18 protein-coding genes and 1 pseudogene are annotated in these 18,496 nt (G+C 69.5%); 13 read left to right on the plus strand and 6 right to left on the minus strand.

All coding sequences use genetic code 11. The annotated features are described in order from the left end of the window. Positions 1 to 3: 3 nt before the first annotated feature. From ACZ67Q_RS29405 to ACZ67Q_RS29415, 3 genes are all read right to left on the minus strand, one after another. The gene (locus tag ACZ67Q_RS29405; protein WP_471188179.1) at positions 4 to 1,449 is read right to left on the minus strand and encodes an MFS transporter; all 1,446 of its coding nucleotides are present in this window, start codon (positions 1,447 to 1,449) and stop codon (positions 4 to 6) included. A gap of 229 nt (positions 1,450 to 1,678) precedes the next feature. Beyond that, a complete protein-coding gene (locus ACZ67Q_RS29410; protein WP_471188623.1) occupies positions 1,679 to 2,041 on the minus strand; it encodes a MarR family winged helix-turn-helix transcriptional regulator in 363 nt (120 codons plus the stop codon). An 852-nt stretch (positions 2,042 to 2,893) separates the two neighbouring features. Then, complete coding sequence (locus tag ACZ67Q_RS29415; RefSeq protein WP_471188182.1) at positions 2,894 to 3,067, minus strand: hypothetical protein; 174 nt, start codon at positions 3,065 to 3,067, stop codon at positions 2,894 to 2,896. A gap of 129 nt (positions 3,068 to 3,196) precedes the next feature. Between ACZ67Q_RS29415 and ACZ67Q_RS29420 the strand changes: the two genes are divergently transcribed. From ACZ67Q_RS29420 to ACZ67Q_RS29435, 4 genes and pseudogenes are all read left to right on the plus strand, one after another. Next, positions 3,197 to 3,403 carry a UBA domain-containing protein gene (locus tag ACZ67Q_RS29420; RefSeq protein WP_471188185.1) on the plus strand — a complete coding sequence of 69 codons (207 nt, stop codon included), beginning with the start codon at positions 3,197 to 3,199 and terminating at the stop codon, positions 3,401 to 3,403. A gap of 743 nt (positions 3,404 to 4,146) precedes the next feature. Continuing rightward, positions 4,147 to 4,275, plus strand: a pseudogene (locus tag ACZ67Q_RS29425) (IS5/IS1182 family transposase); the annotation flags it as partial. Between the two features lie 41 nt (positions 4,276 to 4,316). Next, positions 4,317 to 5,192 carry a hypothetical protein gene (locus tag ACZ67Q_RS29430; protein WP_471188188.1) on the plus strand — a complete coding sequence of 292 codons (876 nt, stop codon included), beginning with the start codon at positions 4,317 to 4,319 and terminating at the stop codon, positions 5,190 to 5,192. A gap of 340 nt (positions 5,193 to 5,532) precedes the next feature. Further along, positions 5,533 to 5,694, plus strand: coding sequence for a hypothetical protein (locus ACZ67Q_RS29435; protein ID WP_471188190.1), 162 nt, complete (start codon positions 5,533 to 5,535; stop codon positions 5,692 to 5,694). 371 nt (positions 5,695 to 6,065) lie between these two features. Here ACZ67Q_RS29435 and ACZ67Q_RS29440 read toward each other — a convergent pair whose 3' ends face one another. Then, on the minus strand, positions 6,066 to 7,253 hold the full coding sequence (locus ACZ67Q_RS29440) for a sensor histidine kinase (protein WP_471188192.1): 1,188 nt from the start codon (positions 7,251 to 7,253) through the stop codon (positions 6,066 to 6,068). Beyond that, a complete protein-coding gene (locus ACZ67Q_RS29445; RefSeq protein ID WP_471188625.1) occupies positions 7,250 to 7,837 on the minus strand; it encodes a response regulator in 588 nt (195 codons plus the stop codon). The genes ACZ67Q_RS29440 and ACZ67Q_RS29445 overlap by 4 nt, the downstream gene beginning before the upstream one ends. 548 nt (positions 7,838 to 8,385) lie before the next feature. On the opposite strand from ACZ67Q_RS29445, the gene ACZ67Q_RS29450 reads away from it, so the two are divergent. The 7 genes from ACZ67Q_RS29450 to ACZ67Q_RS29480 all read left to right on the plus strand — a co-directional run bounded on the left by ACZ67Q_RS29450 (position 8,386) and on the right by ACZ67Q_RS29480 (position 16,058). Then, positions 8,386 to 8,766, plus strand: coding sequence for a hypothetical protein (locus tag ACZ67Q_RS29450; protein WP_471188195.1), 381 nt, complete (start codon positions 8,386 to 8,388; stop codon positions 8,764 to 8,766). Positions 8,767 to 8,889: 123 nt separating this feature from the next. Next, entirely contained in the window at positions 8,890 to 9,621 is a 732-nt protein-coding gene (locus tag ACZ67Q_RS29455; RefSeq protein WP_471188628.1) for a DUF5819 family protein, read from the plus strand. Next, positions 9,618 to 10,682: a hypothetical protein gene (locus ACZ67Q_RS29460; protein ID WP_471188197.1), complete on the plus strand. Its 1,065-nt coding sequence runs from the start codon at positions 9,618 to 9,620 to the stop codon at positions 10,680 to 10,682. The genes ACZ67Q_RS29455 and ACZ67Q_RS29460 overlap by 4 nt, the downstream gene beginning before the upstream one ends. Further along, positions 10,679 to 11,806, plus strand: a complete 1,128-nt coding sequence (locus ACZ67Q_RS29465) for a serine hydrolase (RefSeq protein WP_471188199.1) — start codon at positions 10,679 to 10,681, stop codon at positions 11,804 to 11,806. The genes ACZ67Q_RS29460 and ACZ67Q_RS29465 overlap by 4 nt, the downstream gene beginning before the upstream one ends. Before the next feature lie 2 nt (positions 11,807 to 11,808). After that, positions 11,809 to 12,204: a thiol-disulfide oxidoreductase DCC family protein gene (locus tag ACZ67Q_RS29470; RefSeq protein WP_471188202.1), complete on the plus strand. Its 396-nt coding sequence runs from the start codon at positions 11,809 to 11,811 to the stop codon at positions 12,202 to 12,204. 834 nt (positions 12,205 to 13,038) lie between these two features. Beyond that, on the plus strand, positions 13,039 to 15,585 hold the full coding sequence (locus ACZ67Q_RS29475) for a hypothetical protein (protein WP_471188204.1): 2,547 nt from the start codon (positions 13,039 to 13,041) through the stop codon (positions 15,583 to 15,585). Positions 15,586 to 15,815: 230 nt separating this feature from the next. After that, a complete protein-coding gene (locus ACZ67Q_RS29480; protein WP_471188206.1) occupies positions 15,816 to 16,058 on the plus strand; it encodes a hypothetical protein in 243 nt (80 codons plus the stop codon). Between the two features lie 415 nt (positions 16,059 to 16,473). Here ACZ67Q_RS29480 and lspA read toward each other — a convergent pair whose 3' ends face one another. Continuing rightward, positions 16,474 to 17,061, minus strand: a complete 588-nt coding sequence (lspA, locus tag ACZ67Q_RS29485) for a signal peptidase II (protein ID WP_471188209.1) — start codon at positions 17,059 to 17,061, stop codon at positions 16,474 to 16,476. A 498-nt stretch (positions 17,062 to 17,559) separates the two neighbouring features. Between lspA and ACZ67Q_RS29490 the strand changes: the two genes are divergently transcribed. Together ACZ67Q_RS29490 and ACZ67Q_RS29495 are read left to right on the plus strand one after the other, a co-directional pair. Beyond that, a complete protein-coding gene (locus ACZ67Q_RS29490) occupies positions 17,560 to 17,970 on the plus strand; it encodes a histidine kinase (protein ID WP_471188211.1) in 411 nt (136 codons plus the stop codon). A gap of 84 nt (positions 17,971 to 18,054) precedes the next feature. Further along, positions 18,055 to 18,495 (plus strand): Lrp/AsnC family transcriptional regulator, encoded by a 441-nt coding sequence (locus ACZ67Q_RS29495; protein ID WP_471188214.1) that lies wholly within the window; start codon positions 18,055 to 18,057, stop codon positions 18,493 to 18,495. Position 18,496 lies beyond the last annotated feature (1 nt).

Consider the following 18,496-nt stretch of genomic DNA (forward strand, 5'->3'; position numbering starts at 1 on the left):
CTGTCATCGACTCGACCGGTCCTGGCTCGGCGCGCCGGTCAGGGGCGCGATCGGGTTTGTCCCGGGCGAGCGCCGGCGGGCGAGTGCGAGGCCGGCCATCGTCGTGATCGTCATCGCGGCGACACCGACCACCGCTGCCGTGGTGTAGGCGCCGTCGTGTGGGAAGGGTTGACCGGTGTCGGTGCCGGCGGCCAGGAGCAGGCCGCCTATGGCACTGCCCAGGGAGTATCCGGCGCTACGGACGACGTAGTTGAAGCTCATGGCGCTTGACGTCTCGCTCTTGGGGGTGACGGCCAAGATGACACCGGGCATGGCGGCCGAGAAGCCGCCGACACCGAAGCCCAGCACTCCCATGACCACGAACAGTTCGGCCACGTGCGACCGGGCCACCGCGAAGAGGACGAACCCGCCACCGACGACGACGGCACTGCCGGCCAAGAGCAAGGGTGCACTGATCCGTTCGCGAAGCCGGGGGCTGAGCTTGCCGGCGACGAAGCCCAGCCCGGAGAACGGGACGAGGACCAGCCCGGCAGCGAAGGTGGTCAGCCCGAACCCGTAGCCTGCGCTGTGCGGCGTCTGCGCGTACCGGGTGACGAGCGTAAGGAGGAGGTACATGCCGATTCCGCCGACGAACATGGCGATGTTCGCCCCGGCGACCGCCGGGTGCCGTACCGCCCGGACATCGACCAGGGGCGTCTTGCTGCGCAGCTCGTGGGCGGTCCAGCCGCAGAGCAAGAGCACGGCAACGACGGCGAGGACCAACGCCACGGCGAGGTGACGGCTCCACAGATTCGTCTCGCCGGCCAGGAACAGGACCAGGAACAGCCCACCCGCCAGGATGAAGGCGCCCGCTACGTCCATGTCCGCGGAGCGGCCTTCAGGGGCTACAGGTATGGAGCGCCACGCGGCCAGGAAGGCGATGGCGGTGACGAACAGACCGAGGCCATAAGCGGCCCGTACGCCGCCGAACTCGCTGAGCAGTCCGGCAAGCGGGTAACCGACGCCGGCCCCGATGATGGAGACCACCGAAATCAGGGCGATCGTGGCCGCGCTGCGCCCCTCCGGAAGGTGATCGCGGGCCACGCCCATCATCAGGGCTGTCAGACCGAGCCCGACGCCTTGGGCCGCCCTGCCGACGAGCAGCCACGCGAACGGCAGCGGTAACACGGTAAGCGCGCTGCCGGCAACGACGACCGCCAGCGTGGCGAGAACCGTGGCTCGTCGGTGTGGGCCGGCTCCGAGCCGGCCAAGGACTGGCGTAGCGACGGCGCCGCTCAGCAGCGCGATGGTCAGCGTCCATTGCGCGCTGTCGAGCGAGACGTGGAACGTGCTCGCCACGCTGGTGATGAGCGGCGTCCCGAGGCTGCCGACCGCCGCCACGACCAAGGCGATGAACAGCAGGGAAGGGACCAATAGCCGCGACTCGGAGTGCTGCGGGGTCGTGCTCATCGGTGGCTCCTGATCGAGCTGCGGTCAAAGACGCGAATCCGGGCCCATTCCGCCCATGGCTCGTCCGGCTGGGCGACCTTAAGCGTGACGCCATTGCCGAGCAGCGTCCCGGAGGACAGGAATCCCTTGGTCCTTACCGGATCGGGCCCGGCGGTCTCGGTGACCACCTCCCGCATCCGTCCGGAGCCTCCGTCCGAAGACGCGGCGACCCCGCTGATTGACCCCCTTGTCACTGCTTCGGCCCTTCTTGGTCCTGGCTGTCGAGCGTTGCCAGATGCAGCAGCGCCGGAAGGGCTGCCACCAAGGCCTCGGCCTCCTCATCACTGACCTTGTCGATCAACCGGGCAAACGCCTGGGCGCCCGCCTGGCGCCGCGCCCGGACGTAAGACGCGCCGGCCTCGGTCAGACACACCAGCGTGACCCGCTTGTCGGACGGGTCTCCTCTCCGTTCGACAAGCCCGTCTTTCTCCATCACCCGAACCAGGACGGTCATCGCGGGCTGAGTGACCCCCTCGGTCAAGGCCAGATCGGTGATCCGCCGGGGACCGGTCCGGTCGAGGGTGGCCAGGGTGGCAGCGGACGTGAGGCTCAGGTCACGCGGAAGACGCCTCACGGCTCTCGTGGCCAGTTCGTAGAGGGCTGACCCGACTGCGGCGGAAGCGCCCCGAGGGGCGTCTTGACGGCTCATGCTTGAAGCATAGCTTATTTATATTAATTCTCTATACATCGACTGTGTCTGCCTTCACGTCACGGAGGTCCTACGACGCGTGGGGGCCGACACCACGAGCGCGACTGGCGCCGACAACTCCCCCACACGCGACGTCGTTCAGCCAGTGGCCGACCAGCCGGGCATCGCAGGCAGCGAAGCCTCGCCGGTCAAGGCGCTGTTGCGGCTTCGAAGCCCGCGTGCTGGTGGGCACGCCAAGTTATGGAGTCCACACGCACGACCCTCCAGTCCGGCGCAGGGATGCGGGGTGGCGTGCGCCCGCCGGCCCGGCCGCCACGCCCGCGCGGATCGAACGGCTCAGCCATGACCCCGAGGTCCGGACGCGCCAGGCGGCCGCCGCCGAAACCCCGCGCCTGCCGCTCCTCCCGCTCCTCCCACTCCACGAGGCACTCCATGTCCCTGAAGTGGGCTCCAGCGCGGGCGCCGACCCGGCACTCCCCAAGGACGAGATGGCCGCCGTCCGGGACCGGGCCGGTGTTCCCGCCTGATCGCTGTGAGCAAGAAACAAGTGCTCATACCCAGAGCGAAAGCCGCGGTCAACCGCTTCGCGCAACATATGCAGGCCTAGAGTCACTTCGGTCGCTGTTCGACTGACAAGTGCCCGGCCGGGCAGCGCTTTTGCGCCGAGAGCCTGGCCGCCTGGCGGCAGTGGGCGCGAGTTCCCGGCGCCGGACCGACGTCTTCTTCGCGATGCTCGCGACGGAACAACCCGCCGGGTCAGGCTGAGCCGCCGAGAACCCGCCTTGCTTCCGTCCACAACCGCTCGAACTCCCCCGCGGAGATCTCCGCTGCCTCGGGCTGGTCCTGCCAGCCGTCCACAGGACCTTCCGCGAGGACGCCGTACCGCCGTTCATAGCGGCCCATCGCCGCGAGATCGGCATGACCACGCAAGTACAGCACCTCTTCCGAAGAGACCGAGCTCTCACGCAGAGTGGCTTGCGAACGTCGCCCGTGACGGCGCGGGGCACCTGTTTCAGGGTGCCTGAGCAGTGGAAGGGCTGAGCGGTACTTCTTCGCTCCTTGGAGGACTTCATGCCAGAAGATTTCGATGACGTCCCTGATCCTGACGACGACACCATCGAGGACACCGTCGACGAGACCGGGGTTGACCCCAAGGACATCGAATTGGTCATGGGGCAGACCGGCGCGTCAAGAGGGAAGGCGGTCAGGGCCTTGAAAGAGAGCGGCGGCGACCTCATCACCGCGATCCTGGCGGTCAACGGATAGCTGGCGAGCCGCGACCGCGACCGTGGACTACAGCCTCGTCATCACCGCCGCGCACGCTGCCAAGCCCTGCCCGCTGATCTTGAAGTCGTGAGGAGGTCGGCAGATGGCGGCCGCCGGGTCGTTGAACGAGCAACCCCATACAGCGGGCGGCCATGCCCCGGGCGCTGTGACGGCCGATCCACCCCGGCCCCTCGCCCAACGAACAGTGCAGCGCCCCCACACCAGCGGGTGATCATCCGCGCCTGCCCGGCGCGCCAGGTTTGGGCAGGTATGACACCTAATGACAGCCGTCCTCGCGGCGGGGGCGCTCGCCGCCCTGATCGCTCCTGCCGCCGAGGCAGCCACCTCTGCGACTGCGCCCTCCGCGTCGGCCAGGCCATGCACCACGGCCTGGCCCGCCGTTGAGAGGGTGGCCGTGCGCCGGCCCCGCCCGTACGACGGACCGGTCACCACGACGCGCACGCCGGTCCACCACCACCTGCGCAAGGGCGAACTCGTCCGCTCCTGCATCGTCGCCGTCGGGCGCACTGATGGTGGTCCCGCCTACCGGGCGTGCGGTGCGGAGGGGAGCCTGTGGCGGATCGTGCCGGGCGGGCAGGTTCCGCAGAGAGCGTGGCCGCGAGCCGGCGGGGTCGGCGGGAGGGGGGGCTGCGCAGGCGGAGGTCTGGTGCGCGCACATGCAGGCGCTGGTGAGCGAGGCCTTTCACACCCGGGGGGAAGCCGCGGCAAGGGTGGGCAAGAGTGCGTGGCACCACGGCTTCCGACGCCTACGAATCCGCTGGGAACGGCGAGCCGACATCCATGAAGCGTTCCTCAAACTCGCGTGCTGCCTGTCCGCACACCGGCAACTCAAGGCTCTCTGCAGTGGTTGAGGGAGGTGAGGTTGAGCGCTGAGTCGGAAAGGATAGAGGTCATGTCAGAGACTCTCTACGGACTCTTAGGCGTGTTGGGCGGCGCCCTGGCCACCAGCGCGGCAGCCTACTGGGGCCCCTTGCAAGTACAGCGTGAGCAGTCCAAGGCTGCCCGCAGGGAGGCCGAGGCGGCACGTGACGAGGCACGTCGGCAGTCTCAGAAGGAGGGCGAGCTGAACCGCATCATCAGCATGCGTAAGGCCACGCGCGCCTGGTCCGACCTGCTTGCGCGGACAATTCAAGACCTTGGATTGGGTCGACCAGTCCAGATTGAGGACTTCGATGCCGCCGCGGCGGACGCTAGCGACCAGGCACAGCTCGCCCTTGATCACGCGTTGCATGACGGCATCTGGATCTACCAGTCGAGTTATGGATACCCCGCCCACCGCTCCCCTGCCGAAGGCCGCTCTCACGAGCAGGCACGGGTCCTGGCTGCACTGAGGCGCGTGACCGAACTGATTCGGGAGGCAGCGATCAATCAAGCACATCTGGACGACTCTCGCTCCGAAGAGTTGAAGCGTGCGCTTGACTTGGCAGATGAAGCACGCGCAGCCCTGGCCACGGCACTGCTGAACCGACTAGAACAGATCATGGAGATCACCACCATCGGGGGACCTGTTGCCCGTTCGTCCTCTGATGAGCAGGACGATTCATCCCCGCCACTCGCTCAAGGCAGCCCGAGGGTAGGACGGGAGGTCACCGTGGAAGGCGCAAACGGCGCAGTCACAGTGAGGGCGCCTCGCCGCGACTCGGCTGAACTCGACAGTCCTGGTTCGCGCCCTGCACATCCGGACTGGGCCACGCTCGCTGCAGTTGCCACGCGAGACTCCAGCCGCTGGAGGTTGCTGCTCTCTCCTCGAAGGAGACGTCGACCCTGACGGTCAAGACTTCGGCTCGACTCCACCAACACGTCTACGCCCTTGCTCCGCGCCAGAGGCAAGCCCAACCTGAGGGACCACAGCGTGGTCGTCAAGCCAAGACCCCTCATTGTGTTAGCCGTTGTAACAGTCCGGTACGGGCCGGTCAACGTCGGGACTGCTCGAGCGCGGGAGGGACGGTCCCACGTGCCGCAGATCGTGCACCCACGACCACCTGCTCCCTGCGCAGGCGGGCCCCTTCCGTACCCCACCGCGGGGCTCCAGGCAATACGCCTAGTAGCTGCGGCCGGGCCCTGCACTCGCCGGACCCCGGATCGAGGTGGTCGGCTTGGGGGACTCCGTGGACGAGGACGAAATCAGGCGTGCGGTCGCGCGAGGGATGCAGGACTACGAGAAGCCCGAGGGGATCGTCGCGGAGGCGGAAAGCGCCATAGGCGGTTGTGTAGCGATGTTCTTCGTGGCCTTGGTGATTCTGGGCATCATCGCTGCCTGCAGCAGGTGACGCACCTTCCCGGCACGCACCACCGGTGTGATACCTGGGCCGCCCGAGGTCAAGCGACGCCAACCGACAACGCCAGAAGCCCACGGCATTCGACCTGGTCGGCGCCGTGGGCTTCGTCGGTCCCGCTCGCCCTTCCTCTGCCAGGCCGGCGATATGGAGTCCACGCTTCTGGCCCGAGCAACGGCGGTGTGACCCGGCGGGGGACTTCCCGTCGACGCCGCCTTTCGCCGTACGCATCAGCAGAAGAACGCGGAGCGAGGCGCACAGCCGGGCCGTCCGCGTTCCTGATCTCCGCGGGCCCGTCCTCCTCGGCGAGGCCGGCCCCGGCCCCGCGGGCGGCCTGACGCCTGTCCGGTCCGCCCACGGCGAGTTCAGCAATCGGCCCGTTCGGCCTCGCGGGGCGTGAGCGGAACGCTCAGCCGGACGGCGAAACCGCCGCCCGTGCAGGGGCCCGAGGTCAGCGCGCCGCCCAGCAGGGCGGCGCGCTCCCGCAGTCCGATCAGGCCATGGCCGCCGCCGGGCAGCGCCGTCCGACCGGCCGGCTCCCGCGCCGCGCCGTTCTCCACGCACACCCGCAGGTGGTCGACGCCGACCTCGACCGTCACCGTGGTCAGCGCGCCCGGGGCATGCTTGCGCACATTGGTCAGGGCTTCCTGCGCGGTCCGGTAGGCGGCCCTCTCGATCGGCTCTGGTAGGGCACGGTCTTCCACGCCGCTCACCGTCAGGGTCGCGGCGACCTCGGATTCCTCCACCAGTTTGGGCAGGTCCGCGAGGCGCGGCTGCGGGGCGAGTTCGGTCGGTTCGGCGTCGGAGGCTCTGAGCACCAGGATCATGGCACGGAGTTCCTGCAGGGTACTGACAGCCAGGTCACGCAGGACACCGGCAACGGCTCTGGTACGGGCGTCGTCGGTGGTCACCTCCAGCCCTCCGGCCTGGACGGCGATCAGACCCGCCTTGTGCGAGACGACGTCGTGCATCTCACGTGCGATACGGGCGCGTTCCCTGGCGACGACGGTCTGGGCGTGCAGGGCGCGCTCGTGATCCCGCATCGTGGCGAGTTCGGCGACCCGGTCCGAGAGGTCCTCACGCGTCTGGGCCAGCAGACCAAGGGCCGCGGGTCCGGCCGCCAGCATCACCGCGTAGATCAGCCGCCGGACGATGTCGCGCAGGGTCTCTTCGGGAAACGCGGTGACGGGCCAGGGAAGGAACTCCCCCAGCCCGACCAGGAAGACCGCCAGCCCCGTCTGCCACAGCGGTCGCGGTCTGCGGCTCACGGTGTAGAGAGCCACCAGGGACGCGAGCAGCGCGCTCCCCGCGTACAGCCCCGGAAGCGCCGCCGCCAGCGCCACGCGCGGCAGGCGGCGGCGCACCAGCAGAGCGGCGGCCGCCAGCAGGGAGACCTTGAAGGTCCAGTCCCGCGGGCCGGGGAAGTTCAGCCAGGCGTCCAGCCCGGCCGCAGCGACGAGCGTGACGGTGCTGACCGCGGCGTGCAGGCGGGATCGGGGGTGCCATGGGAACGTCGTGAGTGCCGTCCCGCATGCCGGAGGGTTCGGCTTCACACGCGTTCGCCCACCAGCCCGACCCGCTCGGCGAGCACGGCGGCCTGGACCCGGTTGGACACGCCGAGCTTCGCCAGTACCGCGCTCACATGGTCCTTCACTGTCGCGGCTCCCAGGTGCATGCGCGCCCCGATCTCGCTGTTCGACAGGCCGTGGCCGAGGAAGGCCAGGATCCGTCGTTCGCGCGGGGAGAGCGTCTCCAGGGCCAGGGAGGCCGCCGGCGCCGCCGTGCGCGCTTCCCGCAACCTCCGCAGCACGGGTGCCGAAAGGCAACCGGCTCCGGTCGCCAACCCCCGCACGGAACGGATCAGTTCGTCGGGGGCGGTGTCCTTGACGAGAAAGCCGCTCGCGCCCAGCCGGAGGGCCTCGCCGAGGTACTCGTCCGTGTCGAACGTGGTCAGGACCGCCACATACGGGGGCTCGTCCAGTTGCCGCAGGTGACGCAGGACCGTCAGTCCGTCCACGTCCGGCATCCGGATGTCGAGCAGGACCACGTGCGGTCGCAGCGCTCGGGCGGTCGACACCGCCTCCGTGCCGGTGCAGGCGGCCACCACCTCGATGTCGGGCGCCACGCCGAGAATCATGGTGATCCCCGATCTGATCAGCGCCTCGTCGTCGACGATCAGCACCCGCGAGGGATAAGCGGGTTCTGGTGCCTCCACTTGCTGGCCTCCTGCCTCATGGAACGACTTCCGCAACCGTAGATCACACGCGGCACACGCCGGAACAACTACCAGCAGAGCAAGAAGCTGTGACGAAGCATCAAAGCGGGGGCGGGAACGGGCGCCGTCCGGCGGTACGGGCACCCCCGATCGGGTGGGAAGTCCCCACCGACCGGAGGAGGGCCTCCACCTCTGGTCGGGTCGGCTCTCCTTCCGAAGTAGCAGATCATCTTTGAAACAGCGGAATTGAGCAAGATCTGAGGCTGGATGCCGATGCCCCTTTGTAGGGTCCTGATCAGTCGCAAACGCATTCCATCGCCAGGCGGCGAGGCTACGTTTCCCGCCGTACACAGGCTCGTATGCGACATGGCGACTCGCCCTGACCCGCGCCGTTTCAGGGTGACGTCAGGAAATCAGCTGGAATCGCTTTGGTTCCGTATGCAATGAAAGGCACGTCAATGAATTCAAGGATGAAGCACGCGGCGACCGCCGTGGCGGCCGCCGTGGTCGTGGGCATCCTCGCGGGCGTCGCGCCGGCGAACGCCGCGCCGAACGCCGCGGGCGAGGTGTCGTCCTCCGCGGCCCAGGCGAAGCCGGAGGCGGCCAACAGCCCCATGTTCCTCGGTGACATCGCCCACCACGTGGTGAACGGCGCCAAGGACATCTCCGCGGTGGCCGGTGGCGTGAAGGCCGTCTACGACGGCGGCAAGTGGGTCGCCAAGAAGGCGTCCCGCGTCGCACCGGTCGCCGAGGACGCCGCCGTCGGCGCCGCCGAGGTCGCCGCCGCCGCTCCGCTGGTCGCCAAGCACCAGCGCGGTGCCACCCCCATCGCCGACGCGCAGTTCAACTAGGCGGTTACCGCAGTGGCCTCGACGCTTTTTCGGGGCCGAGGCACCGGCCGGGAGGAATCCCGGCCGGTGTCCCGGTGGACCCGCCTTTTTGTCTGCATGCCCATTCTCGCCGGCGCGGCTTACATGGGATTGACCGCCTGCCTCGTCGCACCGCCTTCTCCCGCGCAGACGCGTATGATCAAAACGGCGCAGGACATCGCCCATCCCTATTTCGACCAGAATTGGCAGCTCTTCGCGCCCGAGCCGCCGGACTTCAATGTGGACGGCTGGTACCAGGTCGCCTACAAGGACGCGCAGGGCCACCGCCATGAATCCGAACCGCGTTCGCTGACCGGCCCGTTCCTCGCTCAGTCGCAGAGCCAGTGGTGGTTCCCCAACCGGGTGGCGCGGGTGGTCACCACCATGGGCAACGACCTGTCCAACCTGCAGTACCGACAGTCCCGCATCGACCAACTCCGGCCCCACAAGGCGTCCGACCCCAAGGGTGCCGGGCAGAAGGCGTCCGACGGCCTGGAACAGGCCGCCCGGGCCAGGGTGAACGACAGCTCCCTGGCCGGCCACCTGCCTCCGTCCGCCGACGTTCCGGCCCCCTCCGCCGACCAGCACGCCCTGGACGTCCTGCAGCGCGCCCTGGACACCGAGGTGAGGGAGGAGGACGTACAGGTGAGCCGCGTCCTGTCCCCCCTCGCCGACCAGCTCGTACGTCCTGAGCGCATCCTCCAGGTCCGGGCGTTCTACACGGTCACGCCCGTCACCCGCTTCTCCGACCGGTACCTGGACCATCCGGCGGCCCAGGAAACCGTTCGGGTCGGCGACAGTCACTGGCTGGCCTATCTCCCCGAGGAACGGCGATGAAGCGACAGTTCGGCTCTCTGATGGCCTGCCTGGACCGGTTCGGCACACAGCGCCAGCGCCTGATCGGCCTGGCCGTGACGCGCATCGGCCTCGGCGGCACCTTCGTCCTGATCTACCTCACCAACCTGCCCTACCGCGACCTGCTGTGGGGGCCGCACGGCGACTCCGACTTCGGCCAGTTCCGTGATTCGCTGGGCGGCCGGCCCCTGCTCTCCCTCTACGCGCTGAGCACCAGCTCCTGGTGGTTCGACCTCGTCTACTTCGCCGGGCTGGCCGTCGCCGCGCTCTGGACCGTCTACGGGGGCCGGCCGCTCACCCTCCTGCACGCGTTCTTCGCCTGGTCGCTGTACGCGCGCAACGAGGAGCTGAGTGACGGCGGTGACAACCTCAACCGGATCCTGATCCTCTTTCTGCTCTTCGCGACCACCAACGCGTACTTCAGCCCGAGCGCCAAGAAGGTACGTGCGCGCCTGGCACTGCAAGCGCGGCGTCCCCGTCCCTCCGTCAGCCTCCACAACACCGCCGCGACGCTGGTCGTCTTCCAGACCGTCACCGTCTACGCGGTGGCGGGCCTGTGGAAGGTCGCCGGAAGCCGGTGGCGCGAGGGCAACGCGCTCTACTACATCAGCCAGGTCCACGAGTACAGCACCACGTCCCTCCTCCTCTGGCTGATGAGGAACCCGTTCCTCGTGACCGCCGTGACGTATCTGACGGTCGCGGTCCAACTCGCCGTGATCCCGGCCGTCCTGACCCGGCGCCGGTGGTTCCGCGAAGCCGTGCTGCTGTTGATCGCCGGCATGCACATCGGCATCATGTACGGCATGGGGCTGGTCTCCTTCGGCCTGTTCATGCTGGCGGCCGACGCGGCCATGCTCACCGACGCCGACTACCGGGCCGCCGCGCGCCTGGTACGCGGTGCTCGCCGCCGCCTGCGGCAGCGGCGGGAGAACACCGCGCCACCGGACGAGCCGGCGTCCGGCCAGTCACCTCCGGTACCGCCGCAGCGCGACGCCACCGCCGGCGACCGCGTCACCGCAGCCAAGGAGGAAGCGAAGGTATGAAAGGCCGCTTCTGGTGGGGTGTGGTGGCCGCGTTGTGCGGGTGGAACGCCTACGACCACCTGACCGCCGGAAACGAGCGCCTCCGCGGCGCGTCGGAGGCCGTTGTCGCCCTGTTGCTGGTCATCGGGCTCATACACGACGCGTACACGGCGCGCGCCGCCCGAAGGCTGACGGACGACTTCGGCGCCTACCTGCGCGCACGGGAGGACCGGGCGGGTGTCTTCCTCGTCCGCCGGGGCACGGACGGGACCTGGCTCCCCCAGCACGCGCACAACGCCGACGAGAAGTTCCCCCTGGCCTCCACCCGCAAGGTCCTCATCCTGTGCGCCCTGTCGGAGCAGATCCACCAAGGAACCGTCTCCGCCGACGAGCGCCTCCCGCTGCGCGAGGTCAGGCGCTTCCACCTGCCGGGCACGGACGGCGGCGCGTTCGCACAGGCCTACCCCGGCGCCGGCCGCCGCACCGAGATCAGCATCCGGGACTGCGCCGACGCCATGATCCACCAGTCCTGCAACGCCTCCGCCGAGTATCTGTGGCGCCGTGTCGGCGGCCGTCCGGCCCTCGCCGCTCTCGCCCGGCGCCACCACATGGACGCGCAGGATCCGGTGTACTCGGGGTACGGCGAGTTCGTCGCCTCCCTGGCCCCGTTCCTGCCTCGAACCCTGCGCTGCCCCGACGACCGGCTCGCCGACTACTACGACCGTCTGGGCGCGCGCCCGCACCGCTGGTACCGGCTGCTGCTCCTGCTGCCCACCGCGGGGCTCCAGCCCCGGGTCTTCCGCCGCAGCTGCTCGGGCACACCCAGAGACTGGGTCACCCTCTTCCAGGCCGTCATCGACTCCCCGGCCGGTGACAGCCCGCTGGCGTTCGCCCGCGAGGTCCTGCGCTGGCCCATGCGGAGCAACCCCGCGAACACCAAGGTCTACCACGAGGTCCTGGCCAAGGGCGGCTGCCTGCCCGGCGCCGTCACGCAGGTCTACGCCCTGCACTCCCGGACATCCTCGGGCCCGGCCATCATGGCCTGCTTCTTGAAGGACCTCCCCTCCGCCCAATGGAAGATCCTCTCCGGCACACCTCGCCAGGACCGGTACATGGTCTCCACGATGAATCGCACCGGAGCGTGAACATGAGTACAGCGACCCCCTCGGGTGCCGTGCTGCTCTACGACGGCGACTGCGGCTTCTGCCACTGGTCGGTCACCCGCCTACGGAAGCTGACCGGCACCACGGTCCGTCTCCTGCCCTGGCAGGCGGCGGACCTGGAGGCCCACCGGCTCACGGAACGCGATGTCACCCGGGCCGTGCAGTGGATCCCCGCACATGGCCCCGTCCGGGCGGGACATGCCGCTTTCGCCGCCTGGCTCAGCACCGCGGCCGGCACCGGCTGGCGGGCGGTCGGCCGTCTGCTCACGGTGCCTCCGATCAGCTGGACGGCCCGTGGCGTGTACCGGCTCACGGCCGGCAACCGCGGTCGCATCCCCGGCCCGTGGCGCCAGGGCGCCTCCTGCCGGATCGACCGGTAACCAGGCCGCGCGGGACGCCAGGGGGGGTTAGGGGTCACGTAGGCGGGCGTCAGGGCGTCACCGCGGGCTGTCAGGGAGCGTGACACCCGCGCCCAGGGGGCTGGTGTCAGACGTCCGTGATCTTGGGTTCCGGGGTCGCCTGCAGAGCCATGCGCCCGACATACCCCCGCACAGCCACCCGTCGAAGGCGTCGGCGGCGTACGGCGCGCAGGTCCGGCGCGGCCGCTGGTACATGCGGACGCTGACCCTGGTGTCGCCGAGCAGGTCGCCACGCAGCTGAAGACGTGGCCGTCGGCCCAGTCCCGGCACGCCCATGACCGAGGCGTGCCGCCAGCGCCCCTGGTACCACACCATTGGGGTCCGTCCGGCGGATCATGTCGTCGTAAGCTGCAGATTACTCATCCCCGGGGGCAGCTCGATGGGCGCGATGATGACCCTTGCCGACCGTGGCCACATACCCCTGGCCGCAGTTCGGCCGCACGACACGCAAGTCGGCCACGCCACCTGGATCTGAAGCTCTCAAATGACGGCGCTGCCCGGCTCTTCAGCCGGGCAGCGCCGTCGCCGTAGGCTGTTGCTTCCGCTCCTCAGGGCACCGCGTAGTTGATCAGGCCCTTCGAATTCGACGCCGAGGCCGCCCGGCAACGGGCCATCGCCGCAGGACACCCGCCACAGGCCGAGCCCTGCGCCCAACCGCGCGACACGCGCACATGGGACGAGGAGGATCGCCGCCACCTGGACAACGGCTGTCGGCTGGCAGGGGCCCCGCTGCGGAGCGGGTCGGACGGTCGGGTTATCTTCCGGCTGCTCGTTCCGTTTTCTCACAGGAGCCTCATGCGCCTCAAGCAGGTCTCCCTGGTCGCGGCCCTCTCGGTCGTGGTCGGCCTGACCACTGCCGCCGTCGGAGCCGTCGGCCCCGTCGCGTACGCCGACGACATGGCCACGCTGCCCCTGTCCGGGTACGCACACCTGATGGTCGACCGCGCCCACCAGCACGTCTTCATCAGCCAGGGCGCCGGCTCGACCGACATCCTCGTGACCGACCTGTCCGGCACTCCGGTCACCACCGTCGCGGGGGAGCAGGGCGCCACCGGTCTGGCGCTGTCGCCCGACGGCGGCACGCTCTACGCGGCGCTCTCGGACGCCGGGGCGATCGTCGCGATCGACACCGCGACACTCGCGGAGACCGCCCGCTGGTCCACCGGCGCGGGCAGTTCCCCGGTCTCCGTCGCGGTGGCCGGGGGCCGCGTCTGGTACGGCTACACGGCCGCTGGCAAGGGCGGCATCGGCTCGATCGACCCGTCCGCACCCGCCCCGGCGGCGACCCCGCAGCCGGCCCTGTCGCAGTGGACGACCGCGCCGCTGCTCGCCACGGGCGGCGACGTGCTCGCGGCCGAGGAACCGCAGGGCAACCTCAGCCACGTGGCGACCTTCGGCGTCGCCTCGGGCACCGCGTCCGCCAAGGCGGACACCCTGGTCTACGGCGGCACCGCGACCGGGCTCGCCGTCACCGGCGACGGGACGCGGCTGCTCCTGGCCGCCCCGCAGCAGCTCGCCCTGCGGGCCTACCGCAGCACGGACCTCGCGGCCGCGGACCCCGCCGCGTACTTCACCGGCGGCTCCGGTTCCGCGCCCGGCTCCGTGGCCGTCGACACCGACGGCACGGTCGCCGTGGCCGGAACCTCCGGCGTCTACCTGTACGCCGGTACGAACAACCTCGCCGAGAACCACCTGACCCTGCCGTCGGGCGACGTGGCCCCGGACGGCCTGGAGTGGGGCGCCGACGGCACGACCCTCTACGCCGTCACCAAGGACCCGTCGGGTGCCTACAGCCTGAACGTGCTGGACACCCCCAAGCTGACGGACACCGAACTGGCCCTCAGGCTGCCGCAGTACGCGGTGCCGACCGAGCGCTACACGATCGGTGGCTCACTGAGCACCCGCGGCCTCCTGCCGGCGGGCGCCGCACTGCAGGTCACCCGCGACGGCACCGCCCTGCCCGACGCCACGCTCGGCGCGGACGGCACGTTCACCTTCACCGACCTCCGGCAGGACGAAGGCGCGTACACCTACCAGGTGGCGTACGCCGGTGACGCCACCCACCGCCCCGCGACGGCCTCACTGACCGTGCATGTGGCGAAGCTGCCCACCGACGTCGCCGGCACCGACATCACCTCGGCGGACCCCGGCTCGGTCGTGTTCACCGGCCACCTCTCAGCCCAGCTGGGCCTCGGCACCTTCCCGCAGGGCACCACCGTCCAGGTGGCCCGGCGCGACGAGGCCACCCAGCGGACCGTGCCGCTCGGTTCCGTCCCCGTGGACCCGGCCACCCTGCGCTTCACCGTGGCCGACGCCCCGGGCGCCGCCGGCACGTTTACGTACCTCCTCACGTACGCCGGTGACACCACCCACCAGCCGTCCGAGAGCGGCATGAGCTTCGTGGTCGCCCCGTACGCCCCGGCGCTGACACTGAGCGCCCCCGCGAGCGCCACCCGCGGCGCCGCACTGTCCTTCGGCGGCAGGCTCGGTGACGGCCCGTACGCCGCCGGGCGGACGGTCACCGTCTCCCGCAAGGACGCCGCCCACGCCACCCCGGTGACCTGGACGGCGCCCGTGGCCGCCGACGGCACGATCACGGTGAAGGACACCCCGGACACCGGCGGAGCCAACACCTACACGGTGACCTTCCCCGGCGACGCCGCCCACCAGGCGGCCACCGCAGTCGCCACCGTCCAGGTGTCCCGCGCGGCGACCGCCCTGACCGTCACCAGCAGCGCCCCCTCGTACGCCTACGGCGCGACGGCCACCGTCACCGCGCACCTCGGCACGACGTACAACGGCCGCACGGTATCGATCCACGCCACACCGTACGGCGGCACGAAGACCCTCGTCACGACGGGCACCGTGGACGCGAACGGCAACCTGAAGGCGACCTACGAGGTCACCCGCAACACCACCTTCACCGCGTCCTTCGCGGGCGACTACCGCTACGCGCCCGCCACGGCCACCCGCGCCGTCAACGGCTACGTGAAGATCGCGACGGCACTCAGCGGCTCCTACACGAGCGCCACGTACAGCGGCATCAGCTACCGCGTCTTCCACAAGACGGTGAAGCCCACGGTGACCGCGACCGTCACGCCGAACAAGGCCGGCCAGTGCGAGCGCTTCCAGGTCCAGCAGTACTACAGCAGCGCCTGGCACACGCTCACCACGTCGGGCTGCTACGCCCTGTCGTCCACGAGCATTGCGAAGGCCCAGCTCAGTCTTACCAACGCGCTCAACCAGAAGTTCCGCGTCCGCTCCGAGTACGAGCGCTCCACGAAGGACCTGAGCAACGTGAGCACCTGGGGCGGCTGGCAGTACTTCGTGGTCCGCACCTGAGGCCCGCGACGCGGCGTCAGCGAGGGAACCCAAGGTCCGCACCGGCACGCCCCACCGTGCCGGCGCGCAGCTCCAGACGGTGCGGGACGACGACGCCCTGCGGGGGGCGACGACGACGCCTGCGGGGGCACCACGGAGGCGGGGCTGGGGATGCGGTCGGCCAGGCACTGCAGGACGCGCTCCGTGATCTGCCGCTTGTCCGGACGTGTGGGCGATGTTGAGTGGGCGTGATGCGGCCGGCCGTCCTGCTCACGGCCGGCCAGCGCCAGCAACGCCACCGCCGCAACCTGGGCCGTGACGGCGGCCGCCCTCCTCGATTCGACTGGGAGATCTACCGTCGACGCAACATCGTCGAACGCTGCGTCAACCGGCTCAAGGACTTCCCTGGCATCGCCACCCGATATGACAAGACCGCCACCTCACACGAGGCAGCGGTTTCTCTCGCCTCAAAGTCGATTGAAGACGGACCCTAGCTCTCTCCTTGGTGAAGGCGAACGTTGCCTGTTGGGACACTAGGCAGCCGCAAAGGCTCCATGGCCTCCGCACCATGGTGGGGTCCGTCGTGTGCGCGCGCCTTCGTTGCTCGCTGCGCGTCTGTTCGCAGCCGGGTCCGGCAGCAACGTCCTCCTCGCTGCACCCCAGGCACTCACCGAGACCGGCAGCTGGCTGCGCCTCGCCCATGTTGGCCGTGATGGCGCTTTATGAGAAGAGCGCTGTCCGCAGTCTCCGTGTATCCAGAAGTCGATGGTGGTTTCGTCAGAGTGCCTCTGCCTCGGGCAAGCGAGACGGTCGAGGATTTTCTGTTTCCCGAGCTCGGCATGCATGCAGACGCAGACGATACCGAGCCCCTGCGCTGCGCGGTGGTCGAACCCTCGGTTCTGGAGCATCTCATCGCGGGGAGAGAATGCTCCGGCCCTGCCGATCCTGTGGGGCTGAGCCGTCCAGGGAGGTGCCCCGGAGCGACATGAGGACCATCAGGCAGCCGCCGCAGACAATGCCCGAATCGGCGAGGTTGAACACCGCGAAGTGCTCGACGGAGATGAAGTCGACAACGTGCCCGCGAAAGACCGCAGGCGCCCGGAAGATCCGGTCAGTCAGATTGCCGAGCGCGCCCCCGAGCATCAGGCCCAGGGCGGCGGCCCAGGGAAGGCTCTGAAGCCTACGCGCGGCACGCATGATGACCACGACAACGGCGACCGCAATCGCCGTGAACACTGCAGTGAAGGCCTGGCCCCTGCTGAAAGCCGCACCCGAGTTACGGAACACTTGCAGCGTAAGCACGTGACCCGCTACAGCAACGGGCTCGTGGCCTTCCAACCGCGAGACAGCCACAAGCTTGCTGCCGAGATCCAAGGCATAGGTGAGAACAGCCGCCGTCAGCAGAGCGGTCAGAGCCAGTGTGCGCTTGCCAACAGCACGCGTCGCGGTCTCGGGCTGGGATTGCGAGGCATTGTGGATAGTAATGATCCGCTCCATGGATGCCGAGCCGCCCTGGACACCACCACATTACAAGAGCCCGCACGGGCCGTGTGGTGAACACCGGACGGCCCAGCTACTGAACTTGAACTCGGGATGTCGGCCAGCCCAGTTGTTCTGGCTCATGGGCGTGCGGCCGCCGTCAGCGACGAAGGTGGCGGCTTGGTCCCCGATGGCCGTGCCTGAAGTTCGGTGCCTACGGTCTGGACTCCACTCGTACACCATGGGGGCGGTCTCGATGACTTCGCTTGGCCAGATCTGCTGAAGTCGGTCCAGTCGGACTCGGTGGTCCAGGATCCAGTCGTCTTGTGGCCGGATCCAGAAGGATGTGGAGAGCCGGTCGGGGTCGTGGATCGTCACGCACACGGACTGAGTGCTGCGGCCGGGCGGGCGGTTGTACGTGGTGGAGTTCCACCCGCTGCTCAATCGCGGCGTCCTCGCCGACAACGACCCATCCGGGAACTGCTTCTGAACGGGCACCGCCAGACCCGCGCGGCCGTGGTCGAGGAGCGCCTGCGGGCCGCCCGGGACCTGCACGATCTCCTGGGCCACAGCTTGGCGGCCGTCCTGCTCAAGTGCGAGCCGGCCCGTCGGCTGCCGCCGGAGCGTGCCCGTACGGAACTGGCCGACGTCCTCGCCATGATCGAGCGCGGTGAAGTGGATCTGCGGGCGCGACCTCGGGCGGTGAGGTGCCGATGGTGCTCTCCGTGGAGGCCGAGACGGCGCGATCCTTGCCGGCCGCGGCCGGTATCGAGGCGAAGGTGCGCCGTCCGCCGAGGTGCCGGTGAACTGGATGCGCGAGTCCACCGCACGCAGTCGCCGGGCCGCACGCAGTCGCCGGGCCGCACAGCATCCGCGGACGCCTGGGACGCGGCCCCGTATCACACGGCTCGCTCGATTCGATCGTAGTGACGCTTGAATCGAGCGTCCTTGTCGGGCATGCTGCGTGAAACGAGAGCAGCGCCTGCCGTTCACGCAGGAGAGAGGTGCGGCATGGACGACACCGACCGGGCCATCCTGCGGGAACTACAGGTCGACGGCCGGATTCCTTACGCCGAGTTGGGGCCAAAGGTGGGGTTGTCACCCTCGGCCGCGAGGCTCAGGCTGCAGCGGCTGATCGACACCAAGGCGGTCCAGGTCGTCGGAGTGACCGACCCGATGACCCTGGGCCAGCAGGCGATGGCGCTTCTGGGCCTGCGCATCGACGGCGATCCCCGGGCGGTCGCCGATGAACTGTCCCGGCACGACGAAGTCGTGTACACGGTCCTGACCGCCGGCGGCTTCGACCTGTTCGCGGAGGTGGTGTGCGGTCAGCCCCGGGATCTTCTGGACTTCATCAACGACGTCGTCCGGCCCATCGAGGGGGTCGCATCCGTGGACAACTTCCCCTACTTCGGGATTCACACGCACCGCTTCCTGTGGCACGTCGACTGAG

This window comes from Streptomyces sp. NPDC036813, from assembly GCF_055609245.1.

Bases quoted from the DNA above. Each gene is read 5' to 3' on its own strand.
- ACZ67Q_RS29405 (WP_471188179.1), bottom strand. From the start codon at position 1,449: ATGAGCACGACCCCGCAGCACTCCGAGTCGCGGCTATTGGTCCCTTCC.
- ACZ67Q_RS29430 (WP_471188188.1), top strand. From the start codon at position 4,317: ATGTCAGAGACTCTCTACGGACTCTTAGGCGTGTTGGGCGGCGCCCTG.
- ACZ67Q_RS29445 (WP_471188625.1), bottom strand. From the start codon at position 7,837: ATGATTCTCGGCGTGGCGCCCGACATCGAGGTGGTGGCCGCCTGCACC.
- ACZ67Q_RS29450 (WP_471188195.1), top strand. From the start codon at position 8,386: ATGAAGCACGCGGCGACCGCCGTGGCGGCCGCCGTGGTCGTGGGCATC.
- ACZ67Q_RS29455 (WP_471188628.1), top strand. From the start codon at position 8,890: ATGGGATTGACCGCCTGCCTCGTCGCACCGCCTTCTCCCGCGCAGACG.
- ACZ67Q_RS29460 (WP_471188197.1), top strand. From the start codon at position 9,618: ATGAAGCGACAGTTCGGCTCTCTGATGGCCTGCCTGGACCGGTTCGGC.
- ACZ67Q_RS29465 (WP_471188199.1), top strand. From the start codon at position 10,679: ATGAAAGGCCGCTTCTGGTGGGGTGTGGTGGCCGCGTTGTGCGGGTGG.
- ACZ67Q_RS29470 (WP_471188202.1), top strand. From the start codon at position 11,809: ATGAGTACAGCGACCCCCTCGGGTGCCGTGCTGCTCTACGACGGCGAC.
- ACZ67Q_RS29475 (WP_471188204.1), top strand. From the start codon at position 13,039: ATGCGCCTCAAGCAGGTCTCCCTGGTCGCGGCCCTCTCGGTCGTGGTC.
- ACZ67Q_RS29480 (WP_471188206.1), top strand. From the start codon at position 15,816: ATGCGGCCGGCCGTCCTGCTCACGGCCGGCCAGCGCCAGCAACGCCAC.
- lspA (WP_471188209.1), bottom strand. From the start codon at position 17,061: ATGGAGCGGATCATTACTATCCACAATGCCTCGCAATCCCAGCCCGAG.
- ACZ67Q_RS29495 (WP_471188214.1), top strand. From the start codon at position 18,055: ATGGACGACACCGACCGGGCCATCCTGCGGGAACTACAGGTCGACGGC.